The following is a 26763-nucleotide window of genomic DNA, read 5'->3' on the forward strand; positions in this document are numbered from 1 at the left end:
CTAAAAATAAAGTATGATTTCGTTATAATAATTATTTGATTACCTTTCTGAAGTAAAATTTAAACGCCGCGGTTGCATGGACACCGATTTATTTTTTAGCAAAATCAATTCATACCACGTCATTTCAAAAGAAGCCGAGCTGGCCTGGAGCGGCCATTTACATCAAAAGGTATATCTGAAAAACAGCCATTTTATACAGATTGGGCAAGTCCCGAGGAAAATCGGGTTTGTGGTTAAAGGTTTACTCGCACAGCATTATTTCACCGAAAATGGCGATACCGTGATTAAATATTTTTTTCCTGAACAGCGTTTCGCAGCCTCTGTGGGCGCTATGCTGACTCAGAGCGAAAGCCAGTTCGATATACTAGCGCTGGAAAAGGCCACCATCATCGAGTATGAAGCAGCCGCTTTCCAGAAACTCGTTTCTGAATTTCCGGATATCGCATTATTCTATATCAGATATATGGAGCGCCATTGGATCATTGAAAAAGAGCCGCTGGAAATTACGCTAAGGGCTGACACCGCTGCCAAACGATATGAAGACTTCCTTAAAAAATACCCTGATCTACCAAAAAGGCTGAAGAAACATCATATCGCTTCGTATCTCGGCATTACACCAACACAATTGAGCCGGATTTTCCTGGCCAATAAGTAACTGATGTCACGAAAGTCGGGAAGTCGGGAATATTTTAAGACAATGTTTTTTATCATTCTGACTTTCCTCAACATATGTAAATGTTTTCCATGAATTCCAGTTGCAACTTTGCGTCATTATTAATCACAAAATAAATTCAAAATGGCAACAAAAATTTTTATCAACCTTCCGGTAAAAGATCTTGAAAAATCAATGGCGTTCTTCAATGGACTCGGATTTAGCTTCAACCCTCAGTTCACTGATGAAAAAGCAGCGAGCATGGTGATTTCAGACAGTATCTATGTGATGCTGCTGAGAGAAGATTATTTCAGTACCTTTACTAAAAAACCTGTCAGCGATGCCACAAAATCAACCGAAGTACTTATTGCGCTCGACGCAGCTTCCCGTGAAGAAGTGCGTGAACTGGTTGAAAAGGCAGTGTCGCTTGGCGGTACAACTTATGACGACCCGAAAGACCATGGCTGGATGTACCAGCACAGCTTCGCAGATCCTGACGGGCACCAATGGGAACTCGCTTACATGGATTTCTCGCAATTGCCAAACCAGTAACCTAAAACCATCTATATGAAAAGTAAAATTCTGTTCGTTCTCTCGCTGCTTTTCGGCCTGATGTTCATCAATGCCGGACTTAACAAATTCTTCAATTACATGCCGATGCCCAAAGACATGCCGGCAGATCTGATGAAGGAAATGGGCGCTTTCATGCAAATCAAATGGCTGATGCCGCTCGTGGGCATGGCTGAAATCCTTGGCGGGTTATTGATCATTTTCCCGAAAACACGCGCTTTGGGTGCACTGATTATTTTTCCGGTCATGGTCGGGATCATGCTCGTAAATACCGTTACCAGTATGGACGGATTCCCGATTGCAGGCGTCTTATTCGCGATACTGTTGTGGATCATTTATGAAAACAGGGCAAAATATAAGCCTTTGGTAGCGTAATCGAATCATATTTTAAGAGAAGCGGAATGATGTTCCGCTTTTTTTATGTCCCGGTTTTGCCCTGAATCTGTATTTTTTCGCTTATTTTGGCACTTCAAATTCCATACCATGCAACCCATACATGCCAATGGCTACGATATCTTTTTCGCAAATGACGGTTACGAGGCGCTAAATCAGTTCCTTGCCGGAAATACCTATTCGAAAATCTTCATCCTTACAGATACCAATGCGAATGAATTTTGCGTGCCCCTTTTCCTCTCACAGCTGGCAACGGAAACCGCGATTGAAATCATCGAAATCGAACCGGGCGAAATCCACAAAAATATTGAAACCTGCACCGGTGTATGGCATGCGCTCACAGACCTGGGCGCGGACAGGAAAAGCATCATCATCAACGTTGGCGGTGGCGTGGTGACTGACCTGGGCGGATTCGTCGCGGCAACCTTCAAGCGCGGCATCGATTTCATACATGTACCGACCACCTTACTGGCGATGGTCGACGCGGCAGTTGGAGGCAAAAATGGCATCGATCTGGGGAACCTCAAAAACCAGGTGGGTATCATCAGCACACCTAAAATGATAATATTCGACACTGGATTTCTTTCTTCGCTTCCGCAGATGGAAATGCGCTCGGGATTGGCAGAAATGCTCAAACACGGACTCATCGCAGACAAATCCTACTGGCAGAAATTCCTAAATTTGGAAGCCATTGATTTTGCAGACTTCGACGAACTGATTTACACTTCCGTAGAAATCAAAAACAACATCGTAACACAGGACCCGACCGAAAAAGGCATCCGAAAAGCATTGAATTTCGGGCATACTTTAGGCCACGCCATCGAAAGCCATTTTTTGGAAAGTGACGATAAAAATACTTTGCTTCACGGCGAAGCGATCGCTGTGGGAATGGTATTGGAATCCTATATTTCGTGGCAGAAAAAATACATTTCCGAATCGGAATATGCGGAAATAAAATCAATGATCCTGGGCCTATACGGCATCATTCCATTTTCTGAAACTGACATAGATGCCGTAGTGAAATTGCTGATCCATGATAAGAAAAATGAATTCGGCAAAGTACAATTTGCACTGCTTGCCGGAATCGGGAACGCAAAAATCGATCAGGAAGCTGATAATGAATTGATTATAAAAGCTTTTGCAGACTATAAATCTTAATATTTTTTTAATTAAAACGGTTGCATTTGGGAAATTTTATTTTTTACATTTGCGCTGATGAATAAACGACAAACAAACAGTAATGGCTTTACCGCCCAAACAGTGAATGTCGCCTGTGTTTTCAGGCCGAAATCACCGGTTGATGCAAAAAGTGCTTTGTTTTTTGACGTGTTCCAGTATCTTCAGGAAAAACTTCAGATTATTTACGCGAACATACGGGTTTGAATTGCAGGTGAAAATTAGCAGTAATTTTTTAACCTAAATTCTTGATAAATAAATGAATACAAAATATTTCGACCTCATCAACCAAACTTATTATTTCCCGCAGGATGAATTTACGCTGAGCAAAGACAATCAACTGCAGTTCCACAACATAGACCTGATGAAACTCGTGGAACAATATGGGACACCATTGAAATTTACCTACCTCCCGCAGATTTCCAACAACATCAAACGGGCCAAGAACTGGTTCCGTAATGCGATGGAAAAAAACAAATACGATGCAAAGTATTACTATTGCTATTGTACCAAGAGCTCACACTTCGAATATGTGATGAACGAGGCGTTCAAGAACAACATCCATATTGAAACTTCGTCTGCTTTTGATATTAACATTGTAGAAAAACTGCTTGAAAGCGGAAAAATCAACAAAAGCACTTTTATCATCTGCAACGGTTTCAAACGCGACCAATACATTGAAAACATTACACGTATCATCAACAACGGGCACAAAAACTGCATTCCGATTATTGATAATTACGAAGAGCTTGACCTGCTTCAGGCCGATATCAAAGGAAAGTTCAAGATCGGAATCCGTATTGCTGCTGAAGAGGAACCTAAATTCGAATTTTATACTTCGCGATTGGGGATCGGATACAAGAATATTGTCGCTTTTTACCGCAAGCAAATCCAGGAAAACCCAAACCTGGAACTCAAAATGCTGCACTTTTTCATCAATACCGGAATCAATGATACCGCGTATTACTGGAACGAATTGGTAAAATGTATTAAAGTATACATCGCCCTGAAACGCGAGTGCCCCACACTGGACAGCCTGAACATTGGCGGCGGATTCCCTATCAAAAATTCATTGGCTTTCGAATACGATTACCAATACATGATTGACGAAATCCTGAATCAGATCAAGATTGCCTGTGATGAGGAAGAGGTAGAAGTACCGCATATCTTTACCGAATTCGGTTCATTCACCGTGGGCGAAAGTGCCGGTGCGATTTACCAGGTGTTATACCAAAAACAACAAAACGACAGGGAGCAATGGAATATGATCGATTCCTCATTCATCACGACATTGCCGGATACCTGGGCCATCAACAAACGCTTTATCATGCTGGCTATCAACCGCTGGAATGACACTTATGAACGCGTCCTTTTAGGCGGAATGACCTGCGACAGCGACGATTATTACAACTCGGAGCAGAACATGAACGCCATTTACCTTCCGAAATACAACAAGGAAAAGCCCTTATACATTGGCTTTTTCAACACGGGAGCATACCAGGAAACCATCGGTGGTTATGGCGGATTGCACCACTGCCTGATTCCGCAGCCAAGGCACATTCTCATTGACCGGGATGCCAACGGCATTGTCGCCAGCGAAATTTTTTCAGAACAGCAAACCGCCGAAGATGTGCTTGACATTTTAGGATATAATAAGAAATAGTTAACGCTATCGGTTTGCAGGTTTAAGAAAAAAATATTTTCTTTGAAGGTATAAGTATATTACAAACAGGATTGCAGGACTGCGATCTAACTAAAACAAATACAATATAATGAGCAAAGGACCAATCAGCCAGTTTATCGAAAAACACTACCTGCACTTCAACGCCGCAGCTTTGGTGGATGCAGCAAAGGGATATGAAAAGCAACTGGCGGACGGCGCAAAAATGATGGTGACGCTTGCCGGTGCGATGAGTACCGCCGAATTGGGAAAGAGTTTCGCAGAAATTATCCGTAAGGACAAAGTACAGATCATTTCCTGTACCGGAGCCAACCTCGAGGAAGATATCATGAACCTCGTGGCACATTCGCATTACGAAAGGGTTCCGCATTACAGGGACCTGACACCACAAGAAGAGTGGGATTTGCTGGAGCGCGGGCTAAACCGTGTGACAGATACCTGCATCCCTGAGCACGAAGCGTTCAGGAGGCTTCAAAAGCACATCCATAAAATCTGGAAAGATGCTGATGATAATGGGGAAAGGTATTTTCCGCATGAATTTATGTACAAAATGCTGCTTTCCGGAGTCCTTGAAGAATATTATGAAATCGACCTGAAGGACAGCTGGATGTACGCTGCTGCAGAAAAGAACCTGCCGATCATCGTGCCGGGTTGGGAAGACAGTACTATGGGTAATATTTTCGCGTCTTATGTCATCAAAGGGGAATTGAAGGCATCGACGATGAAATCTGGGATCGAATACATGACTTACCTTGCACAATGGTACACGGACAACAGCAAGAACGGTGTGGGCTTCTTCCAGATCGGAGGAGGAATTGCCGGGGATTTCCCGATTTGCGTGGTGCCGATGCTGTACCAGGACATGGAGATGCATGATGTCCCTTTCTGGAGTTATTTCTGCCAGATTTCAGATTCGACCACCAGTTACGGTTCTTATTCCGGTGCCGTCCCGAATGAGAAGATCACCTGGGGAAAACTGGACATTACTACCCCTAAATTTATTATTGAATCGGATGCTACGATTGTCGCTCCGTTAATTTTTGCTTACCTACTAGATTTATAACAAACAAACTATGAAAAGAGTAATTGTTGATTACGCCAAATTAACCAACGAAATTTTAAACCTGTTAGTGGAAAAATTCCCTGACGGATATGATGATTCGCATATCATTCGATTCAAGAATGCGAAAGGCGAATTAATTGAAGCAGTTGAAGTGAGGACTGAAGATACTATTTACCTGGTGAAAGTCAGTACCAAACTCGCCACCAGGCTTGAAAATTTTGATGAAGATGATATTGACGATGTAGTGGAACCAATCGACACCATTAAAGGCATTGACATTGATGACGAAGACGAAGCGGCTTCAGATGATGATGACGAAGACGAAAACCTGGACAAACCCGATTTAGATCCCGATGATGACGACGATGACGATAGCGACAGGGAAGATATTCCTGATGAGGATGACGAAGACGAAGAAGATTAATAAAAAGGAGCTGAGGCTCCTTTTTTAATTATGAATTTACGAAATATCAATTATGATCTCATCCTTCCCTCCTTTCATCAATAAATCCACTAAAGTCCTGATTTTGGGCACCATGCCCGGCGCGACATCCCTGGCGAAGCAGGAATATTATGCCTATAAGCAAAATCATTTCTGGCGTATATTTTTTACGTATTTCAACCAATTACCAGTACCTGACCTCTTTGGGGAAAGGATAAAATTGCTTCAGCAAAATAATATAGGCGTATGGGATGTTTTACAGCATTGTGAACGTGAGGGCAGCCTCGATACCAACATCCGAAACCACCAGGTGAATGATTTTGTAAGCTTGTTTGCGGCATTCCCAAACATCAGGCACTTATTATTCAACGGTAAGGAAAGTCATAAATATTTCATGAAACATATCGGTACCATCGACGGCATACGATTTCATGTCATGCCGTCAACAAGCCCCGCCAATACAATGTCTTTTGATAAGAAATTTGAAATCTGGTCTGAAACGCTTACAAATACCGCTCTTTAAAGATCCTTTGGTGGTGTTTCATATGCCCTATAATAATAAATCCAATGGCACGCACTGAAACTTCCACTTCTGAAGCGGTCCCCATACTTTTAAGCTGATTTTCAGAAAAACTCTTAAAAAGGGCCAGCGTAGCATGGCGCACCACCGACAATTCACTCAGCAGGTCCTGTATCGAACGATCTCCGGCATGCGCAGCATCTACATAACTGTTTTCCTCAAAACCCGGCAGTGGTGTTTTATCCTGTCGTGCAAAACGTAGCGCACGGTAGCTGAAAACACGTTCTGCATCTGTTAAATGCAGGATAATATCCTTGATGGTCCATTTTCCTTCCGCATACCGATAATCGAATTTATCCATTGGGATGTCCTGTACAAAGCGGATAAAATCATGCAGGCTGATTTCCAGTTCCTCTGTAAGGTGGACGTCATCAAGCGCATTGATGTAAGTCGTATAATACGAAGCATATTCGTTTACGGGTAAAGTGGATGACCTCATACATATCTGGTTTGAAATTTGAAATTCATAATTCGTAATTCATAATTCATTAAGCCGAGTTCCTGCTCGCGTTGGTATTGCCGAATAGCGATCGTGTGACCATTTTTTCATACACTGAAAGCAAGGTTTCATCAGGCTGGCTTTCCGATTGCAGTTCCTTAATCCGCAGCAAAGCATATTGTTGTATCGTAAGCAATGGCCTTACAATCAATTCGCGGGTTTCAATCGACGCTTTGCCGTCGGGATAATTTTCCATCAATTGGCTGTGCCCGGCAATTTTAAGCAGCATGTCTTTGGTAAGCAAAAATTCCTCGTAAATAATTGTCCAGAAATCACCAAACTCCGCATCGTCCTTCATATAAGCCGTCAGCGGAAAAAAACTTTTCGCGAGCGACATCATGCTGTTTTCCAACAGCGTTTTCACAAACAAGGAATTGTCGTAAAGCTGCTGTACCTGATTCCATTTCCCAACGGTTTCGAAATGCTTCAAAGCGGTGCCCACACCAAAAAATCCCGGAACATTTTGCTTTAACTGGCTCCACGAACCAACAAAAGGAATGGCGCGCAATGCTGAAAAATCCAGTTGCTCCGACTTGCCTCTTTTCGCCGGGCGGCTGCCGATATTGGCTTTTGCGAAATACTTTAACGTGCTCACCTGCTCAAGGTACGGGATGAATTTGGGATGTTTTTTAAATTCCGAATATTTTTCGAAACCAATTTCCGACAATTCGTCGAGTATATTTTTATCGGATTCAGAAAGCAGGTTTTCATCTTTGTTGAAAATTTTGTTCGTGACACCAGCCGTCAGCAGGTTTTCGAGGTTATAGCGGCACGAGTCCGCAATCCCGAAATTAGAGCTGATGGTCTGTCCCTGGATCGTAATCTGGATTTCCCTGTTTTCAATTTCAGGACCGAGCGATGCGTAAAATTTGTGCGTCTTTCCCCCCCCTCGTGCCGGTGGCCCGCCGCGTCCGTCAAAAAAAATCACTTTGATCCCGTATTGCCTCGACACTTCAGTTATTGCTTCTTTGGCTTTATAAATGCTCCAATTCGCCATCAGGTAGCCGCCGTCTTTGGTCCCGTCAGAAAAGCCAAGCATCACAGTCTGGGTGTTGTTGCGCTGCCGCAGATGCCGTGAATACGTTTCGTTGGTGTATAATTGTTCCATCACGGATCTTGCGTTGCGCAGGTCTTCGATCACCTCAAACAACGGCACGATATCAACCGATGGATTTTCCCAGCCACACAAACGGAAAAGTGAAAACGCCTGCATCACGTCAAGAGCGCTTTCGTTGTTGCTGATGATATAACGGTTGCTGCCTTTCTCGCCATTGCGCTGTTGAATGGTTTTCATGGCATAAACCGATTCCAGTGTAGATTTTGTGATGTCTTTATATTGCTCAGGGTCTGCGCCGGATTTGATGCCCTTCAGCCATGCTATTTTCTGAGTGTCATCTGCGGAAGCGTAACCGACATCAAGGTATTCACCCTGCTTTGAAATGTCGTCAAAAACCGCATCGTGAATCTTGCTGTTCTGGCGGATATCGAGCGATGCAAAATGAAACCCGAACAGGTTCACACGGCAAATCAGCAGTTCCAGGTCATCAAGATACAGCGATTGGTGTTTGTCGATAATGATGTATTTAATGGCATTCAGTTTTTGTTTAAATGCCTCCAAAGTGATGAAAACCGTATCGTCGGTACAATAAATGGAATCATAAAGTTTTAGTTCAATTTCAGTAATTAAAACATCTACTTCATAGAACGTTAGCTTCCTTTTTAAACTTCTTATCTCATTGTAATAGCACCTGAAAAGCGATGTCCGCAAACGGTTCGCTACCTTCAGTGTAATATCAGTCGTTACATATGGATTTCCATCACGGTCACCACCCGGCCAGAATCCGAAATTGATTATCGGATTGTCATTTTCATCATGCTTAAAAATGTTCTTATGGATGTATTCGACCATTTCGCCGGCAGTGTAATAGAACACATTTTCAAGGTACCAGACCAGGCTTACCGCTTCATCATAAGGCGTTGGCTTTTCCTTTTTAATGAAAGGCGTTTTCCCAAGCTGGGATAGCAATTGCTTGATGCGGATCAGGTCATTCTCACGGATGGCCTGCGTCAAATCTGTAATGATCCCCAACACCGGACCCGGGTAAAACTGCGTCGGATGCGCCGTCAATACTGCCCGCACATTGAAAGTCTTCAGGAAATCCTTCAATTCACCGAGTTTGTCCTTAGCTTCTGCCTTTTCATTGATATCCCGCAGCGAGCCACGCCCTTCCATATTATTTACGATCGGAAAAGCTGCATCTTCAATGGCATCGAAAAGCACGATCTGCCGTTCGATGTACTGGATAAAACGAAACATCAGGTCGATTTGCTCTTTTTCGCTTTTCTGTTCAAGGAACTTTTGGAAGAATTGCTCCACAATCTGTTTCGGATTCAATTCCTGCTTAAAACCATTCTCGCAGATTTCAGCAAATAAAGGCAACAATACGCCCGTATTATCAATCGCATCAAAGGGAAGCGTAATAAAAACACTATTGTAAATATGGTATTTCGAAAGGACATTTTCGTTGAAACGTTCGATTTTCGGAGGCGTATACATGGCTGGCAAATTTTGGTTTAAGATAATAAAAAAAACCCCGTGGTTACTGCCCGGGGTTCAAATATTTTATATGGAAGATCATTACATATTTTTGAAAATCGTATGCATCAGGCGTTTTTTATCGTTGATGCTTTCTTCAAGTGAAATCATGGTTTCGGTCCTGTAAACCCCCTCGATATCGTCAATCATGAAGATGACATCTTTAGCGTGCTTCGTGTCTTTAGCCCTGATCTTACAGAAAATATTGAATTTTCCAGTGGTTACGTGTGCCACAGTTACGAAAGGAATATCATTGATACGCTCCAAAACGAATTTGGTTTGTGATGTATTGTTCAAAAACACACCCACATAAGCGATGAATGAATACCCTAATTTCTCATAATCCAGTGTCAATGAAGACCCCATGATAATGCCGGCATCTTCCATCTTTTTAACCCTGACATGCACCGTTCCGGCAGAGATCAGTAGTTTCTTTGCGATATCCGTAAAAGGAACCCTTGTATTGTCGATCAGCATGTCCAGTATCTGGTGATCTACCTCATCTAAGCGAAATTTACTCATTTTGTTGCTTGTTTAATGTTTATATTGGTTGACAACAAAAGAAAATCAGCAAGCCTCTATTTTAAGGAACTTCCATTTACAAAACCAACACCGTCGAGGAAAAAATCTGCCTTCTGATCCAGCTGCGGCAAATGTCCGTGAATATCGGAATATTTTGCACCGCCTCCATCAAATTCTGAATGACCGAAAAAATCATCCAAATTGCCAATTTTCACAACAAAAGCGTTAAAATTAATGGTTTTATCTACTAATTCTTCTTTATATTGTGCCGCAAAATTGGTGATTATATCTGAACTATCATAATTTATTTTGATGTTTTTATAAACAAAATCGAAAAAATTTGGATTATTTTGCGGAATAATCAGGTAATAATCAATTTCGTTATTAACTATAACGTTTTCGTGAATTGACTTCAATCCTGACAATAATGCAAAAAAGACATACTTCCTTGTGATTTCGCGCTCATAATCGCCCTGAAAGTGCCCAGCCTCAAAAAGAATGGTAGGCGTGCCCAGGAATTGAAAAGTATCTCCTACACAATTGATATTAAAGCCATCATCAAAACGCCCTACCTGCCCGGGAATGAATTCCTGCAGGGTTTTATCCATTGCATTGATGACTTTTATCGCCTTCAACCGCACCTCGTTATGGTCGCGTGCCGCATTGAACGATGGCGCAAGAAAGGACACCGTAGCGGGTTTACCGGTATCTGCAACACCAAAAATCGTACGCTGGTCGTGCATATTATAACAATAATCAGGACGGAAAGTATCGTAAACCTTGCGCAAAATGACGCTTTCAGGCTGTGACTGATCCTGAGCATCACGGTTCAAATCAACGTCATTTGCATTTACACGGGTATAAGCTTCCGCGCCATCGGGATTTAATATCGGGATAAACTGAAAGGTATATTCTGAAAGTATTTTTTGCTGCATCGCCGACTTTTCAGATAGGAAATTAAAGAAATCAAACAGCGCTTTTGTACACGTACTTTCATTGCCGTGCATTTGCGACCAGGCCAGGATTTTTGTTTTTCCATGACCAATCCTGTAGCCATAAATATTTTTTTCAGATACTGATTGTCCTAAAATTTCAACGCTTCCGGAAGCAGATAAAGTTTCCAGAATCGGTTCAATATGGTCGTTACAGATATACCGCCCGTGTAGTTTCTCCTGCTTTGAATCCGCAAATATTTTTTCGTAATCCATATTCTTTTTTTGCTTTGGTAAATGTAAACATCTTTGGTTTTACAATTGTAAATTAACCGTAAACTTTGAAAAGTTTATTATTGTAAACAATATAAACACATAAGGCCTTACAAAAAACAACACATTTACATGCGTACATATAATAATTTAAAAATCAATATTTTAATTGATTCTATATAAACTTAAAATACAGTAGTATTTTCCTGTTTCAAATAATTTACAATTGTAATTTTCAATGGTATGATGCTTTTATTTACATTTGTAACATCAATATTTTTACAATGCTCAATACCGACGATTTTATCAAAAGGCTGGAACTGCTCATGAAGCATTATGAGTTAAGCGCGTCTTCTTTTGCAGATAAGATCGGGGTGCAGCGATCCGGGATTTCACACCTGCTTTCAGGAAGGAATAAGCCGAGCCTGGATTTCATTTTAAAACTGGGCGAAGAATTTCCCGACGTAAATTTATACTGGCTCCTGAAGGGTTCCGGGGCATTCCTTTCCGGAGATGAAAATACCCCTGCAGCAACCGGTGAAAAAAATATGGCTGAGGAAAAAATCCCATCCCCTTCCCTGCCCATTTCCCAAACCGGTGATATCGACAAGATCATCATACTGTATCGCGACGGGAGTTTCATGGATTACAGGCCCAAAAGCGATAAATAAGAAAACCCCGGCTTTTGGGAAGCCAGGGTTTTCAAAACCAATAAAACAAACACAAAATCTTTTTCGGCGTAGGCGCCTATACTATTTCTTTTTTTCGGAGCAAAAAGGGTGCTTTCGCAAAACCTTATAGTTCCATTTACGAAATAAAAAAAGGTTTGGTTTTGCATGGGTAAAATTATTTTTCATAACCGAAGCCATTCTCAGGAAATTTTCCTGTGACCCCTTCGAAATGCCGGAGCAAAATGGCAACATCTGCATCTTCATTTCCCGTCGGATAAAACGGCTTGCCGAGTGCAACTTCCTTCCTGCCGTAATCAAAAGCGATTGGAATGATGGGGACATCCGCTTTTAAGGCAATGTAATAAAACCCGGATTTAAGCGTAATGACGGCTTTACGGGTACCTTCGGGCGCAATAGCCATCCGGAATACTTTTCGTTCCGCAAAAAGCCCTGCAACGGCATCTACGGTATTGCGTCCGCCGCTGCGGTCGAGTGGTGCGCCACCCATCCATCGGAAATAGCCATTCAGAGGAAATTGGAACAACTCCTTTTTCCCCACCCAGTGCATCTCCAGCCCTATAATGCCGCGTGCAAACAACCCGATAAAGAAATCCATCCACGACGTGTGCGGCACGATCATCAGTACGCTCTTCCGGATGCCGGGATCCATCATTCCTGTGATACGCCAGCCCATCAGCCGGAAAAAGATGACTTTGTAGATCAGGCGTTTCATACCTTAATTTTTTTGGTAAAAATAAGATTATTCGTTTATTTTTGAGAAAAATACAAAACATGGTCAGGCGTTTGCTCAGTTATATTATTCCCGTAAATGTTGCCAGCAGGAAATCCGAGTGGAGCAAAAACCTCGAAATCACCTGGAACAACGGAGAGCTGGTCATGGATTCCAAAAACACCAATTATTCCTACGGCAGCCTGCAGCGCATCCTCAGGAAAGGGCTCCAGGCGATCGGCTTTGACGAAATCCAGGCTATGGAACACATCCTCGTGCTGGGTGTGGCCGGAGGAAGCGTCATTAAAACCATCACCGACGAGATCGGTTTTAAGGGAAAGATTACCGGGGTGGACATTGACGCAGGGGTGATTGCACTGGCCAATGAATATTTCGGGCTGGATGCCATACCAAACCTGGAAATCGTGATTGACGATGCGTTTGAATTTGTATTGAAGACCAAAGACCGCTACGACCTGATCATTATCGACATTTTCCAGGATACCGCCATGCCGAATTTCCTTTTCGAATCGTTCTTTTCAAAAAGGATTCATTTCCTGCTCAGGGCAAAAGGGATTTTGCTGTTCAACACCATGCTGCTCAGCAAGCAGGACAATATCCGCAACGACGACTATGTCAGTGAACTGCAACAGCTGGGATTTGATACTGAAGTGATTCCGCGGGTGGAAGAACACAATGAGTTGATTGTAGCAAGGAAAGTTTGAAATGGATTTTCGGATTCTCAGATTTTCCGACTGTTAGATTTCTGAAAATCCGATAATCTGAAAATCCGATAATCACCTCTAAACCATCCCCCTCGCCTTCTCCAGATCTTCGGGCGTATCAATGCCAATGCCGGCATGTGTCGTTTCGACCATCCTGATACGTTTCCCGAATTCAAGGTACCGCAACTGCTCCAGCTTCTCAGAAGCTTCCAGCGATTGCATCGGAAGGCTGTAAAAATCGAGCAGCGCCTGTTTCCTGAAGGCATATATCCCGATGTGCCTGAAATAGCGCACACCCACATTAACTTCCCGCGGATACGGAATGACGGAACGTGAAAAATACAATGCAAACTGGTTATGGTCCACCACTACTTTCACGTTATTAGGGCTGTTGATGTCGTTTTCATCGGTAATCTGGCACATCAGTGAGGCCAGGTCGACCTGCCCGGCTGTATCATCCCTAAAAACCTGTATGAGTTTCGCCAAAGGTTCGGCATCAATGAAAGGCTCATCGCCCTGCACGTTGACAACCACGTCTACATCCATATTTTCGACCGCCTCGGCGATACGGTCACTGCCGGATTCGTGCTCCTTAATGCTCATAATGGCCTTGCCGCCGCTGGTCACGACCGCATCATAAATAATGACCGAATCGGTAACGACAAACACTTCATCGAACAGCCCGGTGTGCAGCGCGGCTTCATAAGTTCGTAAAATAACAGGCTTGCCTCCGAGGTCCTGCATCAGTTTGGCAGGAAAACGCGTCGAGGCATAGCGGGCGGGAATGACGGCGATGATTTTCATGAGGCTAAGATAGGGGAAAGTGGAAAAGTAGCAAAGTGGCAAAGTGGCAAAGTAGCAAAGTAGCAAAGTAGCAAAGTAGCAAAGTAGCAAAGTAGCAAAGTAGCAAAGTAGCAAAGTAGCAAAGTAGCAAAGTTCGGCGGTTGAAACAACTAAATAATAAAATTGGAAGGCATTTACAAAGTATTTATTAATAAACGTTCTTTTTTAAAAACAATAAATCGCAAAAAGACACTTTATAGTTAACTAAATGATAAACTTAAGCGCGTTTAGCTAATTATTTGTTAACGATAAATCGACTCAATAAAGCATTTTAATAGTTTTATTCTTATTAACAATTAAAACCATTACTTATGCCTTTTACAAACTTTGACAGCCGGCATTTTGCCGCAGCAGACAAAACCGCCGTGAACGCGGCGATGACAAGCCTTGAGGCCGCCTTAGCCAATAAGGTGGCGAACCTTGCCGCTTCCGAGCGCCTGCAGTACGGGAGTGTCAATGAGACCAACAAACTGATCATCAACAAGGTGAAGGATTACCGTGACAGCCAGCCCACGCTGAGCAGCCCCGATGTGGACTGGACGGAATTTGCCAATGACCACGATACCCGTGCGTTCCTGCAAGTCACCATCCAGCGCCTTGAAAGCCTCGTTGACGGACTCGGAGGCGCGAAGATCCTGCACGACTGGGACAATTACCAGGCCTCGCTGACTGATTACGATTATGCGAAGTACAAAGCGGCAACGCAGGCTGCGGGCTACAACACCAAGGTGTCGGAGTTGTCGCAGTTCTTCAACGGCGGGCCTTCCTCGTCGAAGAAAAACAGGAACGAAGGAGAAGGCAAGTCGGAAGAGTAGGCTTACTTTATTGTCACAGGCCCGGAACCCGTTTCCGGGTTTTTTTATGCCTTTTCCGAAACAAATAACCCCGTAGACTACGTAATATACCCCATTAACGTCGTGTCCTGCCGGATTAACGGGGTGCTATACTCCATGAATGGGGTAAAATGCTCCGTTTACCACGTTATCCACCGCCATGAATGGCATTGCCTGCCCCGTGAATGGGGTTCAAAGCTCCGTTCACGGGGCGTCGTACGCCATGAATGGCGTCCTGAACGTCATTAACGGGGCTATACAACGTGGTCAATGGGGTTGCCGACGCCATTAATGGGGCATTGAACGCCAATAATGGCGTGGTATAGCGTCATCAACGGGGTTTGGGACGTGGTTAATGGAGTATTGGACGTGGTAAGTGGCGTTGTGGGACGTGTGTAGGTTTGGAACGTTGTTTTTTATATATTAGCGGGAAATGAGCAAACTTAATTCTAAATTGACAACAATGAATTGGAAAGAAGCAAAATATATAGAGAATAATTTATATGAATTACCAGGACATTGGTTAAAAATAGAGTATTTTGAAGCCTTGAATATTCTTTTTCGAGTTGAAAATTTATTGCGAATGTTTGTATATATCATCTTAAAGAATGAGTATGGTGAAAAATGGAAAGATTTATCAGTAACTTCTGACGATGATGAAAATTCAACGATAGGCGCCATAGCAAAAAAACGACTTTCTCAGGATAAGGATTATGCATATTTAGGCTATGTTATCACCAGCCCTTTATTACATCTCACAAGTGGTGAATTAATCAGAATTATTGTATCCGATACATATTGGAAATATTTCAAAAAGTATTTTCCTGGTTCACGGGATATCATAAAAAATAAATTAGATGAGATTGGAAATGTGAGAAACTCTTTAGCTCATTTTAGGCCTTTAAAAAAAGGAGATATTGAACTGGTAAAGCAAAATGCAAATCACACTCTTTCAGTAATTGAACAAACAATTAAAGACTTTATGGACTGTCCAGATATTGTTCCGACTAATACTGATGAAGATTGGTACAAAGAGTTAACTTTGTTAAAACATCAGGAAATACAATTGAACTATAAACAAAGTAAAAATGAAGAATTTATAAAATTCTTAATTGATTTTGAGCCGCCAAAATTAAGTGAGGAGGATGGATTTTTGGGATATACTGTGAGAACTTTGAACCTTAAAACTGACAACCTATTACTAAATTATCCGAATTTAACAAAATATGTTATTTCTTGCACAGAAAGAATTCCCTATGGATATACAATTACACCAAAGAGCAATAAAATTATAAAGCAAATTACTTTGACAATTAGTAGAAACACTCTAAAAGGCAATTATGTAAAAATTAAATCTGAGCTTGAAAAAATTTTATTAGAGGTAACAAATGAAATTGATTTAATTAAGGAGGACAATTTAGCCAGGGGAAAATTAGTAGAAGTTGTACGGTGCCACTATGAAAAAGTTGAAAAATACCACTCCTTAAAATCTACATTATTTAGAACAGAATTAACTGAACAAACTCCTGTTGAATATTGGGGGAACTTAAACTATATTTCAAAAGATTTTACCACTGATACTGATAAGTATCCCTGGATGCCAGTCGATGTATCAGAGGACAAAAAGTCATTATTTTAACAAAGCCAGCTCATAACCCGGTTTCACACAATTCCAGTCCCTACATTTGGAACTGCTCTAAAGCCCAACTGAAGTGAAGCCGCCGGACGTTACCTGCAATGTTAAATTTGCTAAATCCAACTTTAACTTCATGAAATACCTAAAATTTGAAATCCCCGAAAGTCATCCTGAAAATGCTAAGCCAAAATTCCTGGAACAATTCTTTGGCAAGGTCGCGAGGAAAATATTTCCTGTTGCCAATCCGGATTTCGAAGGGAAAATTGCCGATGTAAAATTCTGGATGGTAGAATATGACGATGAAAATGGAGCTCCTGAAAGGGAAATTGGTTTAAACAGCCATCAGGAAGTCGTTTTAAAAATGCCTTACAAAGACAATTACGGATATTGGACCGACAATAATCTATTGTTTGACGATTTCAGGAAAAGCTTTTCCTGTATAGAGATTGACAGCGAATTATTCGAGCAGCAATGGCGCGGGTTCAATCCATGAAGCTACGACAACTGTAAACAAGTCACCATCATTACCAACTTTAATCTAACTTACCCAAACAAATGTTCAACCGAATTACCAAAATAGTCTTACTCATATCAGGAATTGTGTTCTTAATTTTTGTAGTCTATGCGGTGACGATTATAAATGCTTTTGGTGGGTTTGACAAAGATTACTCTGTAACGGATTTAAAAGAAAACTTCGAGGAAAACAAAGTTGAAATCTATGAGTTGAAAAGTTATTTTAATAAAATAGTCCCAAAAGGCCGGTTTGTGGAAATCGAATTTAAAGATGACAATACGCTGGCGAAATTTGGCATTTCAATTACAGGCACTGAAGGTAATTCATACAAAGAAGTCTTCTCAGAGTGGGATTTAGAGGCTTACACGCCCCGGATGGACAGTATCATAAAACCTTTAGGCTGGACGAGAGAAACCTTAAAAACCATCAAAAACAAATTGGACAATGCAAATTGCATTAAAATTGAAAGTGGTGAACCGGCCAAAATCGGTTTTCAACGCAGTGGCATGGGGTTGTATTCATTTAATGTTTTTGACAGGCCAATCTCCAGAGAATTAAAAGCAGCATACAATGATAGTTGCACCTATATCCTGGCAAACGACAAGTTAATTCTGGAGTATGGAGGTGGCGCAGTGGGCCCTCAATGTTTTTATAACATGAATTAGGAGGCTCTTCCGGCGCGAGCCAAGCGAATAGTCGAAGCAGTCCGCCTGAATCATCGTCAATTTTAATACTACCTGTTGTAACAAACTATTATTTTAAAGACTACTTAAAAAAAAAGTAAATATGGAAGCTGGCAGAAGACTTTGGCTGAAAAAAATCGGAATTGGCATGGCCGGTATCGGGCTTGCAAACTTTAATTCATTTGCCTCTCCCCTCGTATCAGAAAATTCAATGGATCGTTTTGAGACTGATGCTGAGTTCATTTTTTTACGCTCAAATGAAAATCCCTACGGCCCCTCTCCATTAGCACGAAAGGCATTTGCCGACAATGTGAATATCAGCAACCGATACCATTGGGATGTTGCGGAACAACTGATTGCAGACCTTGCAAAGAAAAATAGCGTTAAAGACGAAAACATATTATTAGGAGCCGGTTCTACCGAAATTTTAGATTTGGTGGCAAAATATGCATCACTGGACAAAGGACGCGAACCGAAGGTGACCGGTGCAAATTATGTCATTGCAGACCCAAGCTACGACTATTGGACGGTTACATTGGATAATTTAGGTTTAACGAAAAATAAAGTACCGCTTACAACCGATAAGAAAATTAATTTGCAAGCGATGCTGGAAACTGTAAACCAGGATACAAAACTGGTTTATATCTGTAATCCAAACAATCCAACAGGAACCATTTGTGAAAGGGAAGCATTGGCAGGATTTGTGACCAGGATTCCTCAAAATACCATTATATTGATTGACGAAGCTTATCTGGACTTTACTCAACAGCAATCGCTCAGTAATATGGTAAATGATCACAAAAATATTATTATCGCCAAAACATTTTCCAAAATATATGGGCTGGCCGGAGCAAGGATTGGCTACGCCATCGGGAACAAAGCAATAATTGATGATTTGGCAAATTTGCAGTCCAATACCAACAATAGCGTGAGTGTATTATCAAAACTTGCTGCTATAGCTTCGTTGAAAGATGACAAATTTGTTTCAGATTGCTACTTGCTGAATGAAAATGTAAGGCAATATACTATCAGTGAACTCAGAAAGTTAGATTGCGAGTGTATTTCTTCTAACACAAATTTCATCTATTTTTCACTCGCAAAATACCACAAGGACTATTTCAGGCAATTAGAAGACCACCATATTGAAGGTGGAAGAATATATGAAGAGCAGGGCAAATGGACAAGGATCACAATAGGTAAAATGGACGAAATGAAGGCGTTTATTAAAGCAATGCAATAAAAACTGCTATCGATACGCGCCGGACGCGATCGCTCCCTGCCCGGTTTTGTCCGCTTTTTTCCTATTTTCGTTTTCTCCTGGTGGAGAAATCTCAGTTTCCAAGCCGCGACAGCTTCTGACGCGGGAACGTTAGCCGTAATTTTGCAAACTATGCCAAAATCGAAATCCACAATCAATAAAATAATCCTGACTGCAATTTCTTCATTTGCAAGTTGCATCGTGTATTCCCAAATTAAAGATGTTGAAAAGGTAATTTCTGGAGATTACAGCAGTATTAAAAATAATAATATCAAAATAATCCGCTTAAAATCCGATAGTGGCGAAACAATTAACGAGGTACTTGTAAGCGCGGAAAAAGATGAATTGCTTGTCACGAATAACAATCATTCTTTTCTCTATAAACTAAATGAATTTGGAAATCCGCAATATATCATTATCGGACAAAATTGCTTTTCAATAAACTATTTTGATAAAAGTATGGCTAAAAGTATAACCAAAACCTCGATGGACGGTTATTCAATACAATCCACATGCTATCCTGATTCCAAAAATCTATTAACCGTATACAACAAATCATTAAAAATTTCGGAGAAAAATTCCTTATATGTAAAAAGCCATAATTATATTCACAATGCCATAAATCCCGAATTAAGTTACACGGAAAATATTGACAATTCTAAGATACTCAGAGACTATAAAAATGGAAATAAAGTTGTCCTCATCAATAATGATCAATTTCGCTCCATTGATTCTACCTACCTAAACAACAATAAATATTACAGATATTATCATTTCAAAGAAAATGATAAAGACAGCATTGTTAATGAGAAAGACTCTGTTTTTACGCAAGTAATGAAAAACGGAAAAATTACTTATGAAAATTCGTATTTCGAATCGGATATCATATTCGAAAAAAAATATAGCGATGGCATCTTGATTTCTGATACAGAATATTTTTACAGGCCTTATTTTGAAAATAAAATCGACGCTATTCCTAATGGAATTGTTTTATGGGAAGTAAAGACAACCTTAAAAGACAAAAGATCCGAAAGTGAATTTCCTTTAAAAAAGTATTATAAATTAAAGAATGGGAAATTAATTGAAAACCCAAAAAATAAATTAGTCCATGTACAAGCCTGCGGCGTACCTCAGCGGGAAAATAAGCGCTATTATCGTTTTCAAACTTATAATATATCATCTGTTTCTATAGTATTTGATAAAAAATCTCTGGAAACTATTCAAAGATCAATAAACATCGATAGTGAAAATGAATTAAATTATTGTCGATATGATTTTCAACAGGGCAAGTGCATTTTCCAAATTGGTGAAAAATTCAGAGTAACAAATAGAATAATTACGTTTACTTTAGGCCAAATACAATCAAAAAATTACAAAATTGAAATTATAAAGGACGATAATACAGTTTATCCCTATAAACTAAATGATTTTATTAATTTAATCGGTCCAATTGTTGATATCATAAGCATCGAAGAGGAATAGATAAAACTGATTAACGCCAGTTTAACTCATCAGAGCAACAACGAACAAAGCGACACTAATTGCTGCTTCCGCGTAAAAGGTAAACGCTTTTTCCATAAATTCGTTCTGTGCAGCCGGGTCCCGTCGCTTTTGGTCAGCTTCAAAAGCCGCAACCTCTCAAAACCTCCAAACAACCGATACCATGACATTAAAACTACTCCTTCTTACCTTCCTCACATCCCTATCCGCCACCGCACAAACGGAAGGCTCCATAATCGTATGCAATCCCAAAAACAAAGTGGAACTCAAGACCTTCATGGATACCTATGAGCAATCTGAAACGATATTCAGGACGCTCCACACGACGAAAAAATTACATGCAAATACCTACCTGGCAAGCAGTGACAAGAAGCTGGAGTGTTTTTTCAATATTTATGCGACCGCGTCGGGGTCAGAAATCTATAAATTTTATGACAGCATCATTCCGCAGCCCAATGAAATACTGTTCCTGTTTGAAAACGACGATCCTACAGGCGAGTTTTCAGACCAGTCGATCTTCTTTAAATTCGGTAAGGACATCGTTAGCGCCCTGAAGAACAAAACGCTGAGTGAGGACAAAATCATCGGCTTCCTGAAATGCACCGTTTTTCCTGACGCACCCTTTTTTACAATCGCCAAGGTCAGGCAGGGCTTCAGGAATGGTGTGGAAAAGGCTGGAAATTAGGCTCGATAAAGATACATCCCACCATGAGCAGCAGCGGCAGCGAACAATAAAATAAACCCGATACCGTTTCTTTACAATCATAAACCAACCCTACCAAAATGAAAAAATATTACATTACCCTACCCATCCTAGTTGCAAGCCTTTTCTTCAGCATCAGCAGCCATGCCCAAAACACCGTTAAGGATAAAGTTGTCGGCTGTTGGAAAATCGATGCCGTAATTGCTGCCGACAGCGGCCAAAAAATGGACATCCCGGACAGCCAAAGCAGTCTGGTATGCCTTAAGAAAGACGGCAGGTTTACCACCACCACCTCAGGCCGTACCGTTGAAGGTGATTATAAGGTTTCTGAAGATGGGAAAACCATGACCCAGAAGATGGATGGCGGAATGGAGGAAGAAGGAGCGATTGCAGTTACTGATGCCGCACTCGAAATCAAAACCCCCGAGGTCATCATTAAACTGGTAAGGGTTAAGGAATAAATCAATCCGCCGGTTTTAAACATTATTTTTCGTACAGGCATTTTTTGCTTAATTTTAAATTGAACTTTATATCATAAGACTCCTCATGCAACGAATTTTCACTTTCTTTATCCTATTCCTTAGTTGTTGCCTCGCATCGGCACAGGATGTAAACAGCATCAACCTTTGCGAGCAGACCATTACCTTCGCTGACGGCATCAAGGTCAATCCTGAATTCCAATCCATCTCCGCCGACAATTTCCTGCTGTCATGGATGTATATCGAGAACCACCCCGGAGAAAAAGCAAACGTCCGCCTAAATGAAAATGGGGAAATCATTTACCGTTCCGGGAACAAACTGACTGAAATCATCAAGAGTGGTTTTGACATCGAAAAGCGGCAACAGGACCAGGTCAGTTTTAAAGACATCACGGTTATCGTATTGGGCAAACCGCTTGCTGGCAACAGCGTAACGATAAAGAGGGACAATGAATTGATTTGTTACCTGATCGCCGCCGGAAATATCTGCGGCCGCGATATGCTCTTCCAGGCAAGGCTTGGAAAAGAGCCTGTATCGAATGATGTACTTCCGGAAGCGCTGAAAAAAGTAATCACACTTGGCAAGGAATGATTGCCGAAATCCATAAATTACTGGTGAAGATCATTATATAAGAAAGGAACTATCCATTCATGTTGCATTATCGCTGCCAGGCATTTACTTCATCAGGATTTTTCGCCTGCCTACGATTTTCTTATCCGCATCCATCAATTGCAAGGAATACATCCCTGATGCAAAAGCACTCACGCTGACACTCGGAGTATATTTACCGGCATAAATTTCCTTCCCTTCCATACTGATAATCGAAATCCAGTACACGCCTGTATCAGGCTCGATGTGAATTAAATTGCCAGCCGGGATGGGATAAACCACTGCTTTAGAGGCATCGGGATTTTGAATCCCTAAAGCATTATTCTTCAACTCAATAATCCTGTCGTCGGCAGCAACCGGTGTGCCTGCATAATCCCTATTTGACGTACAGAGGAACACGCGCCCATCCGGTATTACAAGCACATCGCGTAGCCTGCCATAAGTATTTGTAAGGTAAATATTCTGCTGTGTGATTTGTGTGCCGTCCTCACTGAGCTTGAGTTGTATCAGCTGCTTATTTTTCAGAACCGCTACCAACAGCGAATTGTCCCATTCCGGAATGGCCGTATTCTGGTACAAATCGATTCCGGCCGGCGCAATGGATGGCGACCAGGTTTTAATGGGTTCCTTGACGTTGTTGGCGTTGCAGAACGTGATTTCGGCTGCAGTATTGCACACGCCTTCCACAGTAGGCCATCCATAGTTCCTACCTGCTTCAATGATATTGATTTCATCGTTATTGGCGGTTCCATGCTCTGAACTGTACAACATGCCGTTGCCATAACACATGCCCTGTGGATTCCTGTGACCAAGCGTCCATAGATAACTTCCCGCTGTCGGGTTGTCATCCGGAATGCTGCCGTCGAGGTTCATACGTAGTACTTTACCGTTTATGGAGCTGGTATTTTGTGCCACAGCCGGTGTGCTGTAAGTATCCCCGAGGCAAATGAATAATTTATCACCCAATATCACCATACGCGACCCATTGTGCGAAACACCTGCAGGAATATTGCCGAGGATGATTGTGGGGTTGATCAGCGTATTGTTCAGTGCATCATATTCATACCTTACGATTTTCGATGTGGTATTCGTATAAGCATAATGCACGTACAAATAGTGTGTATTATTGAAGTCCGGATCCATTACAATCGAATGCAGCCCCACACTGAACCCGAATAACGCTACGTCGCCAATCGTAAATACCTGCTCGATTTGAAAAGTATCGGGGTTCATCCGCTTGATGTTTCCGCTAAGCTCTGTAAACCAGATCCAGCCATCTGCGCCATAAGCCATGTCCCAGGGCACATTTAAGCCGCTGGCCACAACAGTATGCTGCAAGATGGTGCTACCGAGATTGATCTGCGACCGACTTTCAGCAGCTATAAAAAAAGCGGTCAGGGTAATGAATGTGGTAATTTTTCTCATGCTTTCCGTGTTTTAGGTTGATGGATTCAACATATAAAAACATTGGCAATCCGATTGGCTCCCCCGAAAATACCGGCAACCAATCGGAACAACCAAATAAAGATAAAGCAATTTATTATAGAACAACTTAAAAGTGTTCCACCCTACTTTTCGTTAAAATCCCTTACTTAAGCGTAAGTACTAAAAGTCCGGCAATAATCAGGCCGCCTCCTACTGCAATCTTCCACGTAAACTGTTCGTTCAACAGGAAAAGCGACAACAAAATCGTGATGATGATGCTGCCTTTATCGATCAGGGCTACCTGTGCCACATCGCCTAATTTTACGGCACGGAAATAAAAGACCCACGACAATCCGGCTGTAATTCCCGAAGCGGACAGTATCAGGATGTCATTAGTCGAGAGATTCTTAAAATCCTTTGCCGACTGAAAAAAGAATGCATTGATGGCCACGATGATCACGACTGAGATTGTCCTGACCGCCAATCCGGTATCACTGCTGACATTCTTCAGCCCCATTTTCGCAATAACCGATGTAAGCCCGGCAAAAAACATTGAAATAAGCGCAAGGACGATCCAGTTTTTCATTTGGAAAAATTTAAGGTGTCGGATAAATTTATGAATTTATTCGACACCCTGGATTTTCAGACTCCTTAAGAATTCTTAGATTTTGCCTGTAACGCAACTTGAAATTGAAAACCGGACATTATTTCACTACCAGCTTCTTAACCGTCGACTTTCCTTCCGAAGTCACTTTGGCAACATACACACCCGCAGGCAAATCAATGTTTACCGCATTGTATTCGCTAAATACAGATTTCAAAACCTTCGCGCCGGTCATGCTGTACACTTCAATATCTCCGGCCGCAACCCCTGAAACTGTCAGTTTATCATGGGCGGGATTCGGGTATAAACCCACTTTAACATCTAAATTATCGCTGGTCGATAAAGCGGCGAACCAGGTTTCGCCTGCATGACTGCCCCAGATGTATTCGGCTAAAAGCGGATAGTCAATAAATGGATTTCTGTTCTTTTGCCAGTTGTACACCACATTATTGCGGTTCATTTCATAATCATCGGAGGCATCTGCCATATTCCATGTAAGCAATGTTGCCAAATCACCAATATAACCGTCAGGATCGTTTGCCGGATCGCCGTTCACGACATTCAGTCCGTTGTAGCGCACGCACATGTAGAAAATCGCGCGTGCCACATCGCCATGCCAGCTGCCTGCGCTGCCTGCCGGTCCGTTATAATCTACACCGTAATTGCGCTCGCTCCTCAGGGAATTCTCCGGACTGTCTTCAGCACGGATGTGGTGCCCATCGGCATGGCCGGCCATGATATCGTCGGCATTTGTGGTATTCCAATTATCGATTCCGTTCGCAGTGCTTGATGTGCCGTTTGTAAAACCGCCGCGCGACTGCGCATAAATATGCTCACGGTTCCAGAAACCCGCAGCGCCGCTTGTCCCGGTCTGATAGTCGATTTTAGACCTTGGCTGTTCTACATACATCAGCCAGACCTGGCTGCCGTTCTCCGGATTTTGGTCGGCTTCCTTTAATATATCAAAAATGTCCCCATAATTCTGCGCATGCACCACGGCCGGATTGGCAATAATGTCCTGTATGGCCTGTTTCAATACCGCACCCGATTTTCCTTCGAGCGAAGCATAATAACCCGCTGGCGCGGTACTGGTCGCCAGTCCGTGCGTCGGGTTCAGCGGCGTACCCCATGGCTGCACGATATAATCATTGTCGTGTACACGGAATTCCACATTGTCATTTAATTTGGAATAACCGGATGGTACGCTTCCCATAGACACTTTCATGATTTCATCGCCTTCATCGGCCGCATCGTCCGTAAGCAGGAACGCTTTGTTTACCGTCGTCGCTCCTGCAGGGATCACGGCGGTAAGCGAACCACTGTAATCGGATGTGGTGAAGCTGCCATTGGCCAATGTGAATGAAAAACCAAGATCGGCGGTCACGGCGGTTTGTGTTGTAAAAGTGACGTTGAAAGCACTGCCTTCGACAAGATTCAATGGCGTTACGGAAATCGTGATGCCATTGGCCCCTACCCCGCTGCCGTCATTGTTCATCCCGGGCGTAGGTGCCTTTACTTCAAATGTGCCGTCGTTTTTCCTTTGGATGGATTGTGTTGCGGCAGCACCGTTTACATTCTCATTGGTAAAAGTCGACAAATTCATCGCCGTCATCAACGCCGTAGGCTGCACGGTGTTGCTGTTGCTGTAGGCTACCCCATGAATGAGGTTTGTAGTTGTAGCAACCGTATTGTTTGGAAAATTCGAAGCGTTGCCCAAATAAATCCCGGCTCCGTCCGGGCCATTTTGTATAGCACCGTTATTTACGACAATGGACGGCGAAGGCGAAACCTGTGAATTTCCTATCATGAAAATCCCGTTGGCATCGGTAACGTAACCGTCAAGGTCAAGTGCCAGGTATGAGGTGGCTGCATCGCCATTAGTGGTTCCGTTGAACAGCACCAATACGTAACCGTCGAGGGCGAAATTGGGTGTCGCCGACTTCAGCTCTACAAATTCCATAACATCCGTTGAAGGGGTATCCGCTTCAATCTCATTGATCACGATCTGGGAAAAACCCGTAAAGCCGGTCAGCATGAAGGCTGCCGCAAGTAGTATTTTTTTCATGCCACTGAAAATTAATTATCGGCTGCAAATGTATGTATTAAAATGAATTACAGGCAGGAATTTTAGTTAAGATACTTATTTCCAGTCGCAGTGGGCAGTCGCAGC

28 protein-coding genes are annotated in these 26763 nt (G+C 42.2%); 19 read left to right on the forward strand and 9 right to left on the reverse strand.

What is annotated here, in order from left to right; genetic code table 11:
* Positions 1 to 76: 76 nt before the first annotated feature.
* The 8 genes from HYN49_RS13835 (at position 77) to HYN49_RS13870 (ending at position 6500) form a co-directional block, all read left to right on the forward strand.
* Entirely contained in the window at positions 77 to 655 is a 579-nt protein-coding gene (locus HYN49_RS13835; RefSeq protein WP_108904669.1) for a Crp/Fnr family transcriptional regulator, read from the forward strand.
* Between the two features lie 141 nt (positions 656 to 796).
* Positions 797 to 1204: a VOC family protein gene (locus HYN49_RS13840; RefSeq protein ID WP_108904670.1), complete on the forward strand. Its 408-nt coding sequence runs from the start codon at positions 797 to 799 to the stop codon at positions 1202 to 1204.
* Between the two features lie 15 nt (positions 1205 to 1219).
* Positions 1220 to 1597: a DoxX family protein gene (locus HYN49_RS13845; RefSeq protein ID WP_108904671.1), complete on the forward strand. Its 378-nt coding sequence runs from the start codon at positions 1220 to 1222 to the stop codon at positions 1595 to 1597.
* A gap of 108 nt (positions 1598 to 1705) precedes the next feature.
* Positions 1706 to 2773 carry a 3-dehydroquinate synthase gene (aroB, locus tag HYN49_RS13850; RefSeq protein WP_108904672.1) on the forward strand — a complete coding sequence of 356 codons (1068 nt, stop codon included), beginning with the start codon at positions 1706 to 1708 and terminating at the stop codon, positions 2771 to 2773.
* A gap of 277 nt (positions 2774 to 3050) precedes the next feature.
* The gene (locus HYN49_RS13855; protein ID WP_108904673.1) at positions 3051 to 4454 is read left to right on the forward strand and encodes a type III PLP-dependent enzyme domain-containing protein; all 1404 of its coding nucleotides are present in this window, start codon (positions 3051 to 3053) and stop codon (positions 4452 to 4454) included.
* A 109-nt stretch (positions 4455 to 4563) separates the two neighbouring features.
* A complete protein-coding gene (locus HYN49_RS13860; protein WP_108904674.1) occupies positions 4564 to 5535 on the forward strand; it encodes a deoxyhypusine synthase family protein in 972 nt (323 codons plus the stop codon).
* Between the two features lie 10 nt (positions 5536 to 5545).
* A complete protein-coding gene (locus HYN49_RS13865) occupies positions 5546 to 5959 on the forward strand; it encodes a DNA primase (RefSeq protein ID WP_108904675.1) in 414 nt (137 codons plus the stop codon).
* Positions 5960 to 6011: 52 nt separating this feature from the next.
* Positions 6012 to 6500 (forward strand): DNA-deoxyinosine glycosylase, encoded by a 489-nt coding sequence (locus tag HYN49_RS13870; protein ID WP_108904676.1) that lies wholly within the window; start codon positions 6012 to 6014, stop codon positions 6498 to 6500.
* Here HYN49_RS13870 and HYN49_RS13875 read toward each other — a convergent pair.
* The 4 genes from HYN49_RS13875 to HYN49_RS13890 all read right to left on the reverse strand — a co-directional run bounded on the left by HYN49_RS13875 (position 6481) and on the right by HYN49_RS13890 (position 11382).
* Positions 6481 to 6996, reverse strand: a complete 516-nt coding sequence (locus tag HYN49_RS13875; RefSeq protein WP_108904677.1) for a DinB family protein — start codon at positions 6994 to 6996, stop codon at positions 6481 to 6483. The genes HYN49_RS13870 and HYN49_RS13875 overlap by 20 nt on opposite strands.
* 49 nt (positions 6997 to 7045) lie before the next feature.
* Complete coding sequence (locus HYN49_RS13880) at positions 7046 to 9613, reverse strand: phosphoenolpyruvate carboxylase (RefSeq protein WP_108904678.1); 2568 nt, start codon at positions 9611 to 9613, stop codon at positions 7046 to 7048.
* 81 nt (positions 9614 to 9694) lie between these two features.
* Positions 9695 to 10174 (reverse strand): Lrp/AsnC family transcriptional regulator, encoded by a 480-nt coding sequence (locus HYN49_RS13885; RefSeq protein WP_026705124.1) that lies wholly within the window; start codon positions 10172 to 10174, stop codon positions 9695 to 9697.
* A 56-nt stretch (positions 10175 to 10230) separates the two neighbouring features.
* On the reverse strand, positions 10231 to 11382 hold the full coding sequence (locus HYN49_RS13890) for a M14 family metallopeptidase (RefSeq protein ID WP_108904679.1): 1152 nt from the start codon (positions 11380 to 11382) through the stop codon (positions 10231 to 10233).
* A gap of 281 nt (positions 11383 to 11663) precedes the next feature.
* Between HYN49_RS13890 and HYN49_RS13895 the strand changes: the two genes are divergently transcribed.
* On the forward strand, positions 11664 to 12050 hold the full coding sequence (locus tag HYN49_RS13895; protein ID WP_108904680.1) for a helix-turn-helix domain-containing protein: 387 nt from the start codon (positions 11664 to 11666) through the stop codon (positions 12048 to 12050).
* Between the two features lie 175 nt (positions 12051 to 12225).
* On the opposite strand, the gene HYN49_RS13905 is transcribed toward HYN49_RS13895, so the two are convergent.
* Positions 12226 to 12783 carry a 1-acyl-sn-glycerol-3-phosphate acyltransferase gene (locus HYN49_RS13905; RefSeq protein ID WP_108904682.1) on the reverse strand — a complete coding sequence of 186 codons (558 nt, stop codon included), beginning with the start codon at positions 12781 to 12783 and terminating at the stop codon, positions 12226 to 12228.
* 59 nt (positions 12784 to 12842) lie between these two features.
* Here HYN49_RS13905 and HYN49_RS13910 point away from each other — a divergent pair, with 59 nt between their 5' ends.
* Entirely contained in the window at positions 12843 to 13505 is a 663-nt protein-coding gene (locus tag HYN49_RS13910; protein WP_108904683.1) for a spermidine synthase, read from the forward strand.
* Positions 13506 to 13583: 78 nt separating this feature from the next.
* On the opposite strand, the gene kdsB is transcribed toward HYN49_RS13910, so the two are convergent.
* Positions 13584 to 14309 carry a 3-deoxy-manno-octulosonate cytidylyltransferase gene (gene kdsB / locus HYN49_RS13915; protein WP_108904684.1) on the reverse strand — a complete coding sequence of 242 codons (726 nt, stop codon included), beginning with the start codon at positions 14307 to 14309 and terminating at the stop codon, positions 13584 to 13586.
* Positions 14310 to 14659: 350 nt separating this feature from the next.
* On the opposite strand from kdsB, the gene HYN49_RS13920 reads away from it, so the two are divergent.
* From HYN49_RS13920 to HYN49_RS13960, 9 genes are all read left to right on the forward strand, one after another.
* Positions 14660 to 15163: a hypothetical protein gene (locus tag HYN49_RS13920; protein WP_181368971.1), complete on the forward strand. Its 504-nt coding sequence runs from the start codon at positions 14660 to 14662 to the stop codon at positions 15161 to 15163.
* Positions 15164 to 15644: 481 nt separating this feature from the next.
* Positions 15645 to 16820: a Swt1 family HEPN domain-containing protein gene (locus tag HYN49_RS13925; protein WP_146185119.1), complete on the forward strand. Its 1176-nt coding sequence runs from the start codon at positions 15645 to 15647 to the stop codon at positions 16818 to 16820.
* Positions 16821 to 16950: 130 nt separating this feature from the next.
* The gene (locus HYN49_RS13930; RefSeq protein WP_146185120.1) at positions 16951 to 17310 is read left to right on the forward strand and encodes a hypothetical protein; all 360 of its coding nucleotides are present in this window, start codon (positions 16951 to 16953) and stop codon (positions 17308 to 17310) included.
* Between the two features lie 107 nt (positions 17311 to 17417).
* On the forward strand, positions 17418 to 17996 hold the full coding sequence (locus HYN49_RS13935; protein ID WP_146185121.1) for a hypothetical protein: 579 nt from the start codon (positions 17418 to 17420) through the stop codon (positions 17994 to 17996).
* Positions 17997 to 18117: 121 nt separating this feature from the next.
* The gene (locus HYN49_RS13940) at positions 18118 to 19254 is read left to right on the forward strand and encodes a pyridoxal phosphate-dependent aminotransferase (protein WP_108904688.1); all 1137 of its coding nucleotides are present in this window, start codon (positions 18118 to 18120) and stop codon (positions 19252 to 19254) included.
* Between the two features lie 150 nt (positions 19255 to 19404).
* Positions 19405 to 20754 carry a hypothetical protein gene (locus HYN49_RS13945; protein ID WP_108904689.1) on the forward strand — a complete coding sequence of 450 codons (1350 nt, stop codon included), beginning with the start codon at positions 19405 to 19407 and terminating at the stop codon, positions 20752 to 20754.
* A gap of 181 nt (positions 20755 to 20935) precedes the next feature.
* A complete protein-coding gene (locus HYN49_RS13950; protein ID WP_108904690.1) occupies positions 20936 to 21457 on the forward strand; it encodes a hypothetical protein in 522 nt (173 codons plus the stop codon).
* Between the two features lie 98 nt (positions 21458 to 21555).
* Complete coding sequence (locus tag HYN49_RS13955; protein ID WP_108904691.1) at positions 21556 to 21936, forward strand: hypothetical protein; 381 nt, start codon at positions 21556 to 21558, stop codon at positions 21934 to 21936.
* 85 nt (positions 21937 to 22021) lie between these two features.
* Positions 22022 to 22546, forward strand: a complete 525-nt coding sequence (locus HYN49_RS13960) for a hypothetical protein (RefSeq protein ID WP_108904692.1) — start codon at positions 22022 to 22024, stop codon at positions 22544 to 22546.
* 84 nt (positions 22547 to 22630) lie between these two features.
* Here the strand turns inward: HYN49_RS13960 and HYN49_RS13965 are convergent, their stop codons facing one another.
* From HYN49_RS13965 to HYN49_RS13975, 3 genes are all read right to left on the reverse strand, one after another.
* Positions 22631 to 23989, reverse strand: coding sequence for a PQQ-dependent sugar dehydrogenase (locus HYN49_RS13965; protein ID WP_108904693.1), 1359 nt, complete (start codon positions 23987 to 23989; stop codon positions 22631 to 22633).
* A 163-nt stretch (positions 23990 to 24152) separates the two neighbouring features.
* The gene (locus HYN49_RS13970) at positions 24153 to 24575 is read right to left on the reverse strand and encodes an EamA family transporter (protein ID WP_108904694.1); all 423 of its coding nucleotides are present in this window, start codon (positions 24573 to 24575) and stop codon (positions 24153 to 24155) included.
* A 118-nt stretch (positions 24576 to 24693) separates the two neighbouring features.
* Positions 24694 to 26658, reverse strand: coding sequence for an endonuclease (locus HYN49_RS13975; protein WP_108904695.1), 1965 nt, complete (start codon positions 26656 to 26658; stop codon positions 24694 to 24696).
* Between the last annotated feature and the right edge of the window lie 105 nt (positions 26659 to 26763).

The sequence above is a fragment of the Flavobacterium pallidum genome, assembly GCF_003097535.1.
Taxonomy (GTDB): Bacteria; Bacteroidota; Bacteroidia; order Flavobacteriales; family Flavobacteriaceae; genus Flavobacterium; species Flavobacterium pallidum.